This is a genomic window from Bacillus sp. H1a (assembly GCF_000633475.1).
GTDB lineage: Bacteria > Bacillota > Bacilli > Bacillales > Bacillaceae_G > Bacillus_A > Bacillus_A paramycoides.
Genome location: NZ_AYMH01000064.1, coordinates 12,074 through 27,329, shown reverse-complemented (window position 1 = coordinate 27,329; position 15,256 = coordinate 12,074). Strand labels below are relative to the sequence as shown.

The following is a 15,256-nucleotide window of genomic DNA, read 5'->3' as shown; positions in this document are numbered from 1 at the left end:
TTAATTATTTGTCATATAACAGGAAAAAGGTTTACATTTCGCATATAATGAAAAGTAGACGTGCATCATGAACTTTTTCATCATATTGCTTGGAAAGGCGATGGAGAAAATGAATACTCTAGATTCATTATTATTGCAACTTGAACAATATGGAGAAGAGCATGATCGACATAAAGAAAAACGAGAAGAAAAATTACGAAATATTTCTCGAGAAATGGGACAGTTTTTATCAGTTTTAGTAAAGGGGTGCAATGCAAAAAACATTTTAGAAATTGGAACTTCAAATGGTTATTCTACATTGTGGCTAGCAAATGCGGTAGATGAAGCAAATGGAAATGTTACAACTGTAGAACTTTCTTCAGAACGGGTTGGAGAGGCACTTGAAAATTTTGAAAAGGCAAATCTTACACAGCGAATCGATATTCATAATCAAGAGGCTGGGGCATTTTTAGATTCTCAAGTAGATCGTTCATTTGATTTTATTTTCCTAGATTCAGAGCGCACGCAATACATGTGGTGGTGGGAACATATAAAACGTATGTTAGAACCAAAAGGTTTTCTTGTTATTGATAATGCAACTTCTCATGCGGAGGAACTAGCAGAATTTATAAAGATGATTGAAGAAGATGATACGTTTGAAACGGTGTTATTAGCTTTTCAAAAGGGAGCATTTGTTGCGCGAAAGAATAATTAGAAGTGAGCTTAATATTATTATCACATTGAAAGATAACATATGTCAAAAAATAGAGTACTGTATGATTTTAAGGAAGTTGATAAATGGAATTAATAAAGGTAATCCATGAAGAATCGGCCTTTAGCATGTTGCTCTCTAGGTCTTAAGTCTGAGGAGAATAATGTTGAGAACAGGTATACTTATACTAAGAAACAGGGAATGACTGCATAAGCAGGTATTTCTTGAAAAATCGATTTCAAACAAGAAAAATGTATATGAAATACGATATATTAGACGAAATATAGTGCACATAAATTCGCACATATAAATAAAGGAGCGATTTTGTTGACTGAACTCGAGAAAAAGGAACCTGTATCGATTGTAAAAGATAATAATGTAGAAGTAGTGGTTGATACAGTAATAAAAGATGCAGAACTTGAAGAATTGAATAAAGAAGCGGATCTTTATGTACAAAAGTTAAATAGCGAGCAAAATACAGATTTATCAAAAGTATTGTCCCAGCTTGGAGACTTGGGTGATAAAGAGCAACAAGCGGCAGGACAAACGCTATCGGCATTAAAACGTCCTGTAACAGCGATGATGAATGGAAAGAATGAAGAAATTCCAAATACATTGTTAGAATTGCGAAAAGTGGTATCTGAACTTGATCCGAACACATTAAAGGCAACTGGTATGAAGAAACTTATGTTTAAAGTGTTCAAGAAAAATCCACTTGAAAATTACGTGCATAAATATCAATCTATAGATAAGCAAATCGAGGAGATTATTAGATCACTTCTAATTGGCCGTGATAACTTGCAAGAGGATACTGTTGGTCTTGAAATGTTAAAAGAACAATCACATGATAAAATTCACGCTCTTGATAAACAAGTATACTTAGGTAGAAAACTTGCTGGAATGCTTGAGGCTGAGAAACAAAATCCAGAGCGTCAAAAGGATATTCCACTAATAAACGATGCATTAGAAAAGATACTTGTACGTACACGTAATATGCAACAAGCGAAAAGTGTGTTATTACAATCTATCGCATCTGTAGATATTATTAAGAAAAATAATGAAAAGTTAACAGAGGCAATTCGTAATGCGATTACGATGACACAAAATGTAGTAACTGTTTCAGCTGCAATACAGCTTGCATTAACAAATCAACGTAAAACAATCGATGCAGTTAATGCGACAAATGAAGCAATCGAATCAATGGTACTAAGCAATTCTCAAGCATTGAAACAAAATACAGAAGAAACAACAAAACTTCTGGAAAATCCTGCCATTAGCATGGATAAATTACGTGAATCATTCCAAAATGTATTCGCTGCTATTGAAGCATCTGAGAAATCGTCAGAACGTATTATCGAGTCTAGTAAGAAATTTGTAATTGAACTTGACACATTTAATGATGAGATGAAGCAGAAACTCATACAACATCCAAAGAAATAACAGATCATTAGAGGAGGTGAAAAAATGAGTTTCATTCAAGGAGTATTATTACTATTAGGTTCATTACTATTAATAGCATTTTCTGTCGTTGTTTTAGTTGTATACTTCGGACGTAAACTTTATTTTTCATGGACGAAACCATATAAGAGAGCGCAAGATTCTATTGAGAAGTTATCGAATAAATCAACACCGTTTTTACAAGAATTTACGCAGCACCCACTCTTTTATCGCTGGATTCGGACTGAAGGGACAAAAGAACAAAATACATTAAATACACTTTTCTGTACATCAGGCCAACGTACGAGAGAGCAAGTATTCTCAATGTTACCGAAAGAGAAGCAGAAAAAAGTACATGTGATGGCAAAAACAACGAAAAAGCTTACAAATGAAGATATCGATATCGCAACGATGAAAGTGAAAAATTTCTTGAGACAAGAAACACAGCAAACTGTTAAACCGACAGACCTATCGTTTTATAAATTGTATTTTTATGATCGATACCCTGATGCATTAAATACAATTCAAGCGTACAAACGATCGATTAATCCTTCATTACAAAGAACGGTTGATGACATTACAATTTCAGTATTGAATGCACTTCCATACTATCAAGAACAACGTATGTTTGAACAACAACATAAACTTGAAACGTTTTTAATGAAAGACTTAACAGCGATGTTATCATTAGTGGTACAACTACCACCATCACAACGTCCTGAAAAAGAAGAAGAATTAAAAATTTACTTGCAAAATTTCCAAAAAGAAATGGAAGCAGTAGAACGTGATATTCGCGACTCCATTGATCATGATTTGAATGTGAAAATGAGAGCAGCGACTGAGAAATTTAAGAATAAATAGAAGAGACCGCCCTAAAAGCTAAGTAATTCGGCTTTAAGGCGGTTTTTTTAATAAGGGATTTATAATCATTATACCCTTTTGTATCCACTCACGTGTATTAACGTATATATCATAATAGCTTCTTTGTCCAGCGGTTGTGTTAGCGTTGTTGGGATCATCAACAATATTTCTCCATACACTAGATGGACTTATGTGAAACTGTATATATGATTTTTTTGTTTAATAGCCATATTTAATCCTTTTACAAGCGCATTTACATTTAAATGCTGCCTTTTTTATTCTATTACCTAAAATACTATAACATGATGAAATAGGAGAGCTACAATTGAGAAAGTTTCATATTGAAACTTCAAATTAATAGAAATAGTATTTTTGCTGAAATTTTCTTTCAATATAACTAAACTGTATATATCCTTCATATGCTTGTTAGTAACGTGAAACTTCCTTTCACTGATTGTTACACAATTTTTGAACAAGATGGAAATGAAATTACAAGTATAGGAGGATATTAAAATGAAAGTGTTATTTGTGTGTTCTGGAGGAATGTCCAGCGCAATTGTTGTAAACGCTTTAAAAAAAGAAGCGGAGAAAAAAGGTGTCGATATGGAAGTGCATGCGATTGGAACAAATGAGGTTGAGGAAGAAGTCAAGAATGGTTGGGATGTTGTAATGGTTGCTCCTCAAGTACGCCACCGCTTTGATTTTGTAAAAAAGCTTGCAGAACTGGTATCTGTTCCGTGTGGTATTATTCCGCCCCAAGCATATACCCCACTAGGTGGACCGACGTTATTAAAAGCTGTAAATGAATTAATTCGTTAGGAGGTAGTGTTATGAATAAGTTTGTCTCGTTTCTTGAGGATAACTTATCTGGACCAATGGCAAGGCTGTCCGAGCAAAGGCATTTACAGGCAATTCGTGATGGGGTAATTTCGGCATTACCATTTATTATCGTAGGGAGCTTCTTTTTAATTGTAGCATTTCCGCCACTTCCGAAAGATAGTTTCATTTCGCTTTGGGCAGCGAAACATCAGGCGAGCATTTTAATACCATATCGTCTAACTATGTTTATTATGTCATTATATATAGCATTTGGTATAGGATACAATTTAGCGAAAAGTTATAAGTTAGATGCCTTATCAGGAGCACAGCTTGCAGTATGTTCATTACTTTTAACATTGACGCCTGAATTAATCGATAAAAAAGGATTTATGCTTCCGATGACAAATCTCGGAGGACATGGATTATTCGTTACGATGATCGTCTCAATTTTATCCGTTGAGATTTTAAGGTTTTGTAAGAAGAGAAATGTAATGATTAAAATGCCAGAACAAGTACCGCCGTCTGTATCACGTTCTTTTGAAGCACTTATACCTGCTGCGTTCGTTATTATTATTATGAGTCTAGTTACTGTCGTTTTTAGTATTGATTTACATCATGTTGTTGATAAATTAGCGGCACCGTTAGTAAAAGCTGGTGATAGTTACTTCGGTGTGATCATTCCAGTATTTTTAATTACATTTTTTTGGTCGTTCGGTATACATGGTGTGTCGGTTGTTGGCACTGTTGCCCGTCCATTATGGGAAGTATACTTAGGAAAAAATGGTGAAGCAGTTGCTAGCGGGGCAGATCAGTTGCCATTCATTGCACCAGAACCATTATATCAATGGTTTATATGGATTGGTGGTTCTGGTGCAACGTTAGGGCTTGTATTAGCTATGATTGTATTTGGTCGATCAAAATATTCGAAAGCATTATCAAGAACTTGTATTGTACCTGGTATTTTTAATATTAATGAACCTGTTATTTTCGGATTGCCGATTGTACTAAATCCCATTTTAATTATCCCATTTATCATTACACCACTAGTAACAGCAACTGTTGCATACTCAGCAACTGCGATGGGATTTGTTACACCGACACATATAATGCCTCCGTGGACATTACCCGCTCCAATTGGTGCGTATTTAGCAACAGGTGGGGATTGGCGAGCGATTGTACTCGTATTTATAAACATAACAATTTCATTTCTTATTTATCTTCCATTCTTTAAAATGTATGACAAAAACATGCTTGAAATTGAGAAGAATGGTGATGAAGAATCTGTGAATGCATAACGCATATACAGTAAATTATTAGTGATAGACAATTTGTCTATCACTTCTTTCATATAGAATTGAGAGAAGGTGAAAAGGAATGTATATAAAATTTAGTTATAAAGGAGTATTTTTACTACTATTTGGGGTGATTTGTTCGAATTTAATTTTTGTACCTTTATTAAAAATGCTAAATCTATCACAAATGCATAGTATATGGTTGATTACAAGCATTGCGACAAGTGTTTTGCTTACGATAGTTGTTTCTTTCATTGATGGAACATTTGTATCGAAAGCTCAGTTGTTTTTTAGATTTATATTGTTTTCAGTAGGATGTACGTTGTTTACTTATATGATTGTTTTTTAGCAAACGAAACGTATCATCGTAATTCGAGTATTGTATCGAGCGCAACAGGTGCTAAGGAATCTGTGATTTTAGGGAATATAACATTCCCTCCAATACGAAGAGGAAAATGAGGCGAGAAAATGAGGTACATGATTGGAGTAGACGGTGGGGGAACGAAGACCGAATCAATTGCTTTTGATCGAGACGGAAACGAGCTTGCAAGAGGTACGGGTGGGTTTGGAAATATATTAATAGATTATGAAGAAGCATTTCTGCATATTTTGGAGGCGATTGATCAATGCCAGAAAAATGTAGTGAATGGACACTGCGTTTGTATTTGCTTAGGATTAGCGGGTATAAGTGGAGTAAATGCAAATGAATTAACATTACGATTAATAAAGAAGTATGGAATAAAAGTTGAAGTTTTTAATGATGCAATGATTGCACATGCAGCTGCCTTAAAAGGTAAGGATGGAATTTTAACTATAGGTGGTACAGGTGCAATTTGTATAGGAAAGAAAGGCGAAGTGTACGAATATAGCGGTGGATGGGGACATATTTTAGGAGATGAGGGAAGTGGATATTGGATTGCATTACAAGCTTTAAAGAAAATGGCATTACAATTTGATCAAGGAGTTAGACTTTGTTCATTAAGCTTGAACATTCAAAATCAGTTTCAACTTTTAACACCATCGCATATAAAAAGTCTAGTATATACTTCTTCAAAAGATAAGGTTGCAGCAATCACACCATTAATTATTGAGGAAGCGAGAAATGGGAATGATAACGCACATGAAATTATAATGCAAGCTGGTAAAGAATTAGCGAGAATTACGGTAGATGCTTATAATAAGATGCAATTTGATTTACCTGCTTCAATTGCAGTAAGTGGTAGCATATTACGTTTAGTTCCTGAAGTATATGCTACATTTAAGAAGTGCTGTGAGGAAAGTATTGGAGAAGTTACATTTGTATCACAATCAGAAATGGCAGCGAAAGGAACATACTATTTATTGAAGGATAAATATTTTGCGTTGTAAATGGTTAAATGAGAATTTTTGTATGATTTGTAAAAATGTGATGTTAAAATATATAAAGGGATGTAGAGTAAGAAAAGTACAATATACGTAGTAATTGAATACTATATATGTATTCCCATAAAGAAAGTGAATGATTACATGATTAATAGCATGCAGTTTTTGTATATAGTGGCTTCTTATTTATTTGGAAACATATTGACCGCTTATATATTAACAAAATGGAGACATAACGTTGATATTCGTGAAGAAGGAAGTGGAAATCCGGGCGCAAGAAATATGGGGCGAGTATATGGCAAGTGGTATTTCGTCGCTACATTTTTAGGTGATGCAATCAAAGGTGCAATAGTAGTTTATATTGCAAAATATCTTTTTGAAGATTCTACATTCATAATGTTAACATTATTGGCCGTTATAATCGGACATATTTACCCAATTTTGTTTAAAGGCAAGGGTGGAAAAGGCATTTCAACATTTATTGGAGGATTAATCGCATTTGATTATTTGATAGCGCTTATCCTCTTGGGTATTTTTATTATATTTTATTTAATATTCAAAGGATTTACGAAGCCGGGGTTAATTACAATCGCTTGTTTACCACTTTGCATGATTTTTTATTCTTACTCTATTGTTACGACTATTTTAAGTGCACTTATTATTGTACTTATTTTATATGTAAATCGAGAATAAAGTGAACCTTTAATAAGTGGGGGAATCTCCACTTATGATTTTTATGATTTAGATAGTGAGGGATAAATAGAGATAAAGGAGATAGGACATGGGGTTAATTTATAAGGTTGCTGATCAAGCTTGGGAATTTGAAAGTATACATAAATTGAATTATAAAACATTTGTAGAAGAGATTCCGCAACATGAAGAAACAAAAGAACGTTTTCGTATAGATTGATTTCATGAAGAAAATACATATTTAATTTGTTTAGATGGGAATAAGTTAGTAGGTATGGTCGCGGTGCGGGGAAAACGACCATTTTCGTTAGATTATAAAATTTCAAATTTAGATTTTTATTTGCAAGAGCATGGAGAAAAAGTATATGAAATTCGTTTACTCTCAGTAGAACGTGAATATCGAAATGGAAGAGCGCTGTTAGGCTTAATTCGCTTTTTACATCGTTATTTGCTTCTAAATGGATATGAATTAGCACTCATTTCAGCAACAACACGTGAACTTGCATTATATAAGCAAATGGGATTCAAACCTTTCCATACATTAGTTGGAACAGAAGCAGCAGCTTTCCAGCCAATGTATGTTACACCTGCTATGTTTGAAGAGTCGAGTGTTGGAGGGATTATGAAGAAAGAATATACGTTTTTACCTGGTCCGGTAGATATTGAAGAGAATGTTCAAAAGGCATTTGCTGCTAAGCCTATTTCTCATCGTTCTAAATCGTTTCAAGTAACGATGGGAAATGTAAAAAAACGATTACTTCAAATGACGAAAGCAAAACATGTACAACTCATGTTAGGAACAGGGACGTTAGCGAATGATGCCATTGCTTTACAGTTATGTTCTTTAAAAGGTAAAGGGATTATTTTAGCAAATGGGGAGTTTGGTAATAGATTAATTGGCCAGGCAAAACGTGTACATTTAAATTTTGATACGTATAAAAAAGAAATGGGAGAGCCGTTTATTTATACTGAATTGGAAAAAATAATGGCAACCGGAAATTATGAATGGCTCTGGTTTGTTCACCATGAAACATCAACTGGAATGTTAAATAATTTAGAAGAGCTAAATGCTCTTTGTAAAAAGTATCAAACGAAACTTTGTGTAGATTGTATAAGCTCAATTGGAGCAATACCAATAGATTTGAAGGATGTATATTTTGCAAGTGGTGTTAGCGGAAAAGCAATTAAATCATATACAGGAGTATCTTTCGTTTTTCATAACCATATTGTAAAAATAAATGAAGCAATACCTGTGTATATGGATATTGGTATGTATGATGGGAATGATAGTATTCCGTACTCCCATTCATCGAATTTAATTTATGCATTACAAGAAGCATTGAAGAGATTTGAAGATGAAAAGGCATTTGTAAAAATAAAAGAAACATATGCTTTTATTGAACAAGCTATTACTAGTATGGGTTTAAAGCTTGTTTCCCCTAATGAACATGCAGCGTCAATTATTCTTACTGTTCAATTAAACGAAGGGCAGTCTTCTAAAGCTGTAGGCGATGCATTAGCATTGCAAGGGTATATTATTCATTATGAATCAGCATATTTACAAAAGAATAACTGGATTCAAATAGCATGCCTTAATCACTATAAAGAACGTGATATGAAGAGGATGTTGAATTGTTTGCAGATGTGGGTATTAAAAAAGGGCGTGCATATATAATGAATGTTTTCATAACATAGTTGGTTGTATATAAAGGAGTTATTACTTACGAAAACTAAGGAGACTAGGATTAGATTATAAACAATTAGAAGGGGTGTTAGTATGATAACTAGAAAACTACCATTACATATAGAGGATATTAAAAATGCCCAAAAAATTTTGGATAGAAATGCTCGTAAAACACCATTAGTTAAATCATTTTATTTGACTAGTAAAACGGGTGGAGAAATTCACTTGAAATTAGAGAATATGCAATTAACGGGTTCTTTTAAATTCCGTGGTGCATTTAATAAAATGTCTCAGTTGACAAATCAAGAAAAAGAGAGAGGAGTTATTGCGTGTTCGGCAGGTAATCATGCACAAGGGGTTGCTTTATCTGCTCATTTACTTGGTATTAAGAGTAAAATCGTGATGCCAGTTTCTGCACCTCAAGCGAAAGTTGAGGCTACTCGAGGATATGGATCAGAAGTTGTTTTATATGGTGAAACTTTTGATGATGCAAAAGCAAAATGTGAGGAAATTATACGAGAAACGGGAGAAACATACTTACATCCATATGACGATGTAGAGGTAATGGCTGGTCAAGGTACAATTGGTTTAGATATCCTTGATGATATGTGGGATGTTGAAACGGTAATAGTTCCTATTGGCGGAGGAGGGATTATTTCTGGTATTGCAGTTGCATTAAAATCTTTTAATCCATCAATTAATATTATTGGTGTACAAGCGGAAAATGTGCATGGAATGAAGGCTTCTTATGATAAAGGGACAATTGTAGAACATTATGATGCACCTACTATAGCAGATGGTTGCGCAGTTAAAATTCCTGGGAATTTAACTTTTGAAGTTGTAAAAGAATTAGTAGATGATATTGTAACAGTATCTGAAGAAGAGTTAGAAGTAGCGATGAAAGACTTATTACAACGAGGAAAAGCTGTCGTAGAAGGAGCAGGTGCTTTAGCTACCGCTGCTCTGCTTGCAGGGAAAGTTGATAAATATATTAAAGGAAAAAAGGTAGTAGCGGTTATATCTGGTGGAAACGTAGACTTGCAGCGTATATCAAGTGTTTGTGAGCACTTTTTTGTAGCTAATGAAGTAAAATGATATTTTAAATAAATTAGCAATATGAAAGAAGAGCTAAGAGAAAACATCTTAGCTCCTTTTTATTATGCCTGTGCTGAAGTAAATAATGACTCCATTTTTAGTTTACTCTTTTCTCTAATTTCAGCATCTGCATGACGCATAACATATTTATGCGCTACAGCGATTGCTAAAACATCATCTAATAAGCCAAGCCCAATAATAGCAGCTATATCTGGAATGAAATCGATTGTAAATACGTAATAGGATAAAGCAGCTAATATTATGAGTTTAGCCTTGGTAGGTAACTCTTTCTTTTTCATTGTGTAGAATAAAATAATACTTTCATATACGCTGGATTTACCGAGGTTCGCTGAGCTTTTTTTGAACTTTTTCCAAAGTGTCTGTTTCTCCATTTAAACACTCCTTTTATAAAACATAGATTTTTTAAAAGGATGGACAAAGAAGTGAGGGAATAATCAATTTTATTGTATTTCTTATTGTATATTTCCATAAGAATGAGAAATTACCTGTTCAAAAAAATATAATGTATGCATCGACTCACAGTATTTCGTTACATAGTTTGTATAGTAAAATATATGTGGAGGATTCAATTATTATTAAGCATTTAATAAGCGGTATGGGGGAAGGGAAATGAAAATAATAGAACTGCCAATTGAATTTGAATTTAACGGAAAAAAACAATGTATTTATCCGAGCTTAATTATATTAAACAATGAATTAACTTTAGTAGATACAGGTTATACAAACTTTTTACCTTTAATTGAAAATGCAATAGTTAAGCATGGGTATGAGATGAAAAACTTAAAAAATATAATTATTACTCATTATGATGACGATCATATAGGGTCTTTATACGATTTCAAAGTGAAATATCCTCAAATTAATATTATTGCTAGTGAAATTGAATCTAACTATATTAGTGGTGATATAAAATCAGAGAGGTTGGTTCAAGCTGAAGAAATGCTAGAACGTATGCCGAATGAAGAAAAAGAATTTGGTGAATGGTTTATACAGCAGTTGAAAAATGTAAGACATATTTCTGCTGATGAAAAGGTATATGATAGTCAAATGATTTTAAATAATGAATGTCAAATAGTGGCGACGCCAGGACATACTTCGGGGCATATTTCATTATATTTCCCAAATTTGGACTGTGTAATTACGGGAGACGCAGCCGTTCAAGAGAACCGTGAATTAGTAATTGCGAATCCGAACTTTTGTTTAGATATAGAAAAAGCGGAACAGTCTTTAAAGAAGATTAAAGATCTTAAAGCGGAAAGTTATTATTGCTATCACGGAGGGAAACTTACCATATTAAATTAGTGTTCACTTTTATCACCTTGTAACTATATTTCCGGACATTTGTAATATATATGTATGGGAACTTATATGTTTAAAAAAGTTATAGGGGGAGAATATGAGCTCTTTCTTTGATGTAATAGCAGATATAATTTTATTTTATCCTAGAAATGACATGAAATTAAAACATCATATTGCGAAGTTAAGCGAATTTGAGTGGTTTCGAAATCTACATGAAGATACGAAGTATACAAGTTTAATTTGGAGTAATAGAAAGATTAAGAAGTACATTTTATCTACTGCTAACATGGAAGAATTAATTAAATCCGAGCAAAAACAAAAGGAATTTGTCTATCTTGTACACGATGAATATAAAAAAAGAAGATAAGAATTTTTTTATTTTTCATATTTGGCGAAACAAATGGTACAATGAAAGCTAATGTGAAAAATAAGGAAAAGAAGTGGTCTATTTGAAAAACTTTTTAGAATTAGGAATTAGTGAAACTTTTAATCATACATTACGTGAAAATGGAATTACAGAAGCAACACCAATTCAAGAGAAAGCGATTCCGGTAATACTGTCTGGTAAAGATATAATTGGTCAAGCAAAAACTGGAACAGGTAAAACACTTGCATTCGTGTTACCGATTTTAGAAAAAATCGATCCAGCGTCTAGTGATGTTCAGGCTTTAATTGTTGCACCAACAAGGGAGCTAGCACTGCAAATTACAGCTGAAATTAAAAAAATGCTTGTTCAAAGAGAAGATATTAATGTACTAGCGATTTATGGCGGGCAAGATGTAGCACAACAATTAAGAAAATTAAAAGGTAATACACATATTGTTGTAGCGACACCAGGAAGATTATTAGATCACATACGACGTGAAACAATTGATTTAAGTAATCTTTCAACGATTGTACTAGATGAAGCAGATCAAATGCTTTATTTCGGTTTCTTATATGATATTGAAGATATTTTAGATGAGACACCTGGTAGTAAACAAACGATGTTATTCTCAGCAACGATGCCAAAAGATATTAAAAAATTGGCGAAACGTTATATGGATGAGCCGCAAATGATTCAAGTACAAAGTGAAGAAGTAACGGTAGATACAATTGAACAACGTGTCATTGAGACGACAGATCGTGCAAAGCCGGATGCACTTCGTTTTGTTATGGATCGTGATCAGCCATTTTTAGCAGTTATTTTCTGTCGTACAAAGGTTAGAGCAAGTAAGCTTTATGATAATTTAAAAGGACTAGGTTATAATTGTGCTGAACTTCATGGTGATATACCTCAAGCGAAACGTGAAAGAGTTATGAAGAGTTTCCGCGAAGCTAAAATTCAGTACTTAATTGCGACTGATGTAGCAGCTCGTGGACTTGATGTAGATGGTGTAACGCATGTATTTAACTTTGATATCCCTGAAGATGTAGAAAGTTATATTCACCGCATTGGCCGAACAGGACGTGCTGGTGGATCAGGTCTTGCAATTACGTTCGTTGCAGCGAAAGATGAAAGATATTTAGAAGAAATTGAAAAAACGCTTGGTGCACCACTGCAAAGAGAAATAATCGAACAACCAAAGATAAAACGTGTGGATGAAAATGGAAAACCGGTACCAAAGCCGGCTCCAAAGAAATCAGGTCAATATCGTCAAAGAGATAGCCGTGAAGGTTCAAGAAGTGAATCAAGACGTGATTCGAGAAATAGCTCAAGAAGTGATTCAAGAAATAGTTCTAGAAATGAAAATAACCGATCATTTAATAAGCCAAGTAATAAAAAAGGTAGTACAAAGCAAGGTCAGCAAAGACGTGGCCGTTAAATAGTTATTATTGTAAAAGAGTCGCAAAAAATTGCGGCTCTTTTTTGTATTTTTATTACGAAGTCGATATAAGTACAAGGGTGATTTTAATGAGTAAATTTTAAAATTTCATTCACCGTATTAAAAATAAAATTTAAAATTCATAAAGGAAATATAAAGTAGGGTGTCGTATATGTGCTGTAAGAGGAAACTTTTTACTAACTAAGCATATAATTTAAGTAGACCGACAGTCGGTCTATTGAGAAGGAGAACATGAATGAGAATCGTAAAGGAGTATGAAGAGCGTAGAAACGAGATTTTAGAAACCGCTGAAAAATTATTCGTTACAAAAGGCTATACGAAAACAACAGTAAATGACATTTTAAAAGAAATCGGTATAGCGAAAGGGACATTTTATTACTATTTTAAGTCGAAAGAAGAAGTGATGGATGAAATCATTATGAGGATTATTAAAGCGGATGTTACTAAAGCGAAAGCAATCGCCTCTAATCCGAATATCCCAGTTTTAGATAAGTTATTTCAAATTTTAATGGAACAATCGCCAAAATCAGGAGATATAAAAGAAAAAATGATTGAACAATTTCATCAGCCAAATAATGCAGAAATGCATCAAAAAAGTTTAGTGCAATCAATTATACACTTATCTCCTGTTTTAACAGAAGTGTTAAAGCAAGGAATTGACGAAAAAATATTTTCTACCCCATATCCTCAAGAAACGATTGAATTATTAATTTCATCAGCACAAGTAATATTTGATGATGGTTTATTTCAGTGGAAGCCTGAAGAAATGCTGAGAAGAGCTGAAGCTTATATTAAAATGATGGAAGCTTCAGTTGGAGCGAAGGAAGGATCTTTTGATTATATGTTGGAGGTTTTAATCAAACAGAAATAATAATTTTCTGTTTGATTACTATAGACCGACAGTCGGTCTAAAAAATGAAGGGTGTGAGTATGATGTCAATTAGCACAAAATCTTCTATGAAAGATTTTCATTTAATGGTGACTGGACAAATTATAACAATTTTAGGATCGACGCTCTTGCGTTTTGCTTTGTCTTTATATGTGCTAGATATAACAGGGCGTGCCGATATATTTGCTGGATTATATGCAATAACGAGTATTCCATTTTTGTTGGCACCTCTCGGCGGGGCAATTGCAGATCGCTTTAATCGCCGTAATTTAATGGTCATCTTTGATTTTATAAATGCTGCAATTGTATTAGGCTTTATCGTTATATTATTTAATGGATCTGTATCTATTATATGGATTGGAATTGTTATGTTTCTATTAGCGGTTGTTAGTGCGATGTACGCCCCAGTTGTAATGGCAAGTATTCCGCAATTAGTACCAGAAAAAAAGCTAGAACAAGCGAACGGTATCGTTAATGGTGTGCAAGCATTATCAAATATTGTTGCACCTGTATTAGGAGGAGTATTATATGGCATAATTGGTTTGAAAGTGCTCGTCTTAATAAGTGGCCTTGCATTTTTTCTATCAGCGATATTAGAAATGTTTATTAAAATACCATTTATAAAAAGAATGCAAGAAGACCATATCGTACCGACAATTGTAAAAGATATGAAAGAAGGATTTCTTTACGTTTTAAAACAACCCTTTATTTTGAAATCTATGCTTCTTGCAGCGTTACTAAATTTAATTTTGACGCCCTTATTTGTTGTTGGTGGGCCTATTATTTTGCGAGTAACTATGCAAAGTAGCGATACGATGTACGGAATTGGGATGGGATTAATCGATTTTGCTACAATATTAGGTGCATTGTCAATCGGTTTCTTTGCTAAAAATCTGCAGATGAAAACACTGTATTATTGGATGTTTGTTATTGCTTTATTAGTTCTACCAATGGCGTTATCAGTTACACCATTTATCCTTAGTATGGGACATTATCCACCATTTATCCTCTTTATACTTTGTTCTATTTTTATCGCAATGATTATGACAATCGTCTCCATTTATGTAATTACCGTTGTACAAAAGAAAACACCGAATGAAAATTTAGGGAAAGTAATGGCAATCATAACAGCAGTGTCTCAATGTATGGCACCAATTGGGCAAATTGTATATGGTTTTATGTTTGAAGGGTTTAGTTTGAAAATTTATTTACCTATATTATGTATTAGTTTCATATTGATAATATTAGCTTTTGTAACTAAGAAAATATTACGGAATGAGGGGAACTAGT

General features: G+C 33.5%; 15 protein-coding genes and 2 pseudogenes. 15 read left to right on the top strand and 2 right to left on the bottom strand.

What is annotated here, in order from left to right:
• Positions 1-100: 100 nt before the first annotated feature.
• The 3 genes from U860_RS0125035 to U860_RS0125025 all read left to right on the top strand — a co-directional run bounded on the left by U860_RS0125035 (position 101) and on the right by U860_RS0125025 (position 2,989).
• Positions 101-694, top strand: coding sequence for a class I SAM-dependent methyltransferase (locus tag U860_RS0125035; RefSeq protein WP_025150665.1), 594 nt, complete (start codon positions 101-103; stop codon positions 692-694).
• A gap of 324 nt (positions 695-1,018) precedes the next feature.
• A complete protein-coding gene (locus U860_RS0125030) occupies positions 1,019-2,131 on the top strand; it encodes a toxic anion resistance protein (protein ID WP_025150664.1) in 1,113 nt (370 codons plus the stop codon).
• Positions 2,132-2,155: 24 nt separating this feature from the next.
• Entirely contained in the window at positions 2,156-2,989 is an 834-nt protein-coding gene (locus U860_RS0125025; protein WP_002171962.1) for a DUF3974 domain-containing protein, read from the top strand.
• A gap of 72 nt (positions 2,990-3,061) precedes the next feature.
• Here U860_RS0125025 and U860_RS36625 read toward each other — a convergent pair.
• Positions 3,062-3,273, bottom strand: a pseudogene (locus U860_RS36625) (family 10 glycosylhydrolase); the annotation flags it as partial.
• A 229-nt stretch (positions 3,274-3,502) separates the two neighbouring features.
• Here U860_RS36625 and U860_RS0125020 point away from each other — a divergent pair.
• The 7 genes and pseudogenes from U860_RS0125020 (at position 3,503) to tdcB (ending at position 9,931) form a co-directional block, all read left to right on the top strand.
• The gene (locus tag U860_RS0125020) at positions 3,503-3,808 is read left to right on the top strand and encodes a PTS sugar transporter subunit IIB (RefSeq protein WP_025150663.1); all 306 of its coding nucleotides are present in this window, start codon (positions 3,503-3,505) and stop codon (positions 3,806-3,808) included.
• An 11-nt stretch (positions 3,809-3,819) separates the two neighbouring features.
• Positions 3,820-5,103 carry a PTS sugar transporter subunit IIC gene (locus U860_RS0125015; protein WP_025150662.1) on the top strand — a complete coding sequence of 428 codons (1,284 nt, stop codon included), beginning with the start codon at positions 3,820-3,822 and terminating at the stop codon, positions 5,101-5,103.
• A gap of 79 nt (positions 5,104-5,182) precedes the next feature.
• The gene (locus U860_RS0125010; protein WP_025150661.1) at positions 5,183-5,449 is read left to right on the top strand and encodes a hypothetical protein; all 267 of its coding nucleotides are present in this window, start codon (positions 5,183-5,185) and stop codon (positions 5,447-5,449) included.
• A gap of 119 nt (positions 5,450-5,568) precedes the next feature.
• Entirely contained in the window at positions 5,569-6,468 is a 900-nt protein-coding gene (locus tag U860_RS0125005; RefSeq protein ID WP_025150660.1) for a BadF/BadG/BcrA/BcrD ATPase family protein, read from the top strand.
• A gap of 138 nt (positions 6,469-6,606) precedes the next feature.
• Positions 6,607-7,155: a glycerol-3-phosphate 1-O-acyltransferase PlsY gene (plsY, locus tag U860_RS0125000; protein WP_025150659.1), complete on the top strand. Its 549-nt coding sequence runs from the start codon at positions 6,607-6,609 to the stop codon at positions 7,153-7,155.
• Between the two features lie 88 nt (positions 7,156-7,243).
• Positions 7,244-8,827, top strand: a pseudogene (locus U860_RS31970) (aminotransferase class V-fold PLP-dependent enzyme).
• 102 nt (positions 8,828-8,929) lie between these two features.
• A complete protein-coding gene (gene tdcB / locus U860_RS0124990) occupies positions 8,930-9,931 on the top strand; it encodes a bifunctional threonine ammonia-lyase/L-serine ammonia-lyase TdcB (protein WP_025150658.1) in 1,002 nt (333 codons plus the stop codon).
• A gap of 62 nt (positions 9,932-9,993) precedes the next feature.
• Here the strand turns inward: tdcB and U860_RS0124985 are convergent, their stop codons facing one another.
• On the bottom strand, positions 9,994-10,323 hold the full coding sequence (locus U860_RS0124985) for a DUF1232 domain-containing protein (protein WP_025150657.1): 330 nt from the start codon (positions 10,321-10,323) through the stop codon (positions 9,994-9,996).
• Between the two features lie 238 nt (positions 10,324-10,561).
• On the opposite strand from U860_RS0124985, the gene U860_RS0124980 reads away from it, so the two are divergent.
• From U860_RS0124980 to U860_RS0124960, 5 genes are all read left to right on the top strand, one after another.
• Positions 10,562-11,254: an MBL fold metallo-hydrolase gene (locus tag U860_RS0124980; RefSeq protein WP_025150656.1), complete on the top strand. Its 693-nt coding sequence runs from the start codon at positions 10,562-10,564 to the stop codon at positions 11,252-11,254.
• A gap of 94 nt (positions 11,255-11,348) precedes the next feature.
• Positions 11,349-11,618 (top strand): hypothetical protein, encoded by a 270-nt coding sequence (locus U860_RS0124975; protein ID WP_025150655.1) that lies wholly within the window; start codon positions 11,349-11,351, stop codon positions 11,616-11,618.
• A 73-nt stretch (positions 11,619-11,691) separates the two neighbouring features.
• Positions 11,692-13,056: a DEAD/DEAH box helicase gene (locus tag U860_RS0124970; RefSeq protein ID WP_025150654.1), complete on the top strand. Its 1,365-nt coding sequence runs from the start codon at positions 11,692-11,694 to the stop codon at positions 13,054-13,056.
• A 256-nt stretch (positions 13,057-13,312) separates the two neighbouring features.
• A complete protein-coding gene (locus tag U860_RS0124965; RefSeq protein ID WP_025150653.1) occupies positions 13,313-13,948 on the top strand; it encodes a TetR/AcrR family transcriptional regulator in 636 nt (211 codons plus the stop codon).
• 59 nt (positions 13,949-14,007) lie between these two features.
• Positions 14,008-15,255, top strand: a complete 1,248-nt coding sequence (locus U860_RS0124960) for an MFS transporter (RefSeq protein WP_025150652.1) — start codon at positions 14,008-14,010, stop codon at positions 15,253-15,255.
• Position 15,256 lies beyond the last annotated feature (1 nt).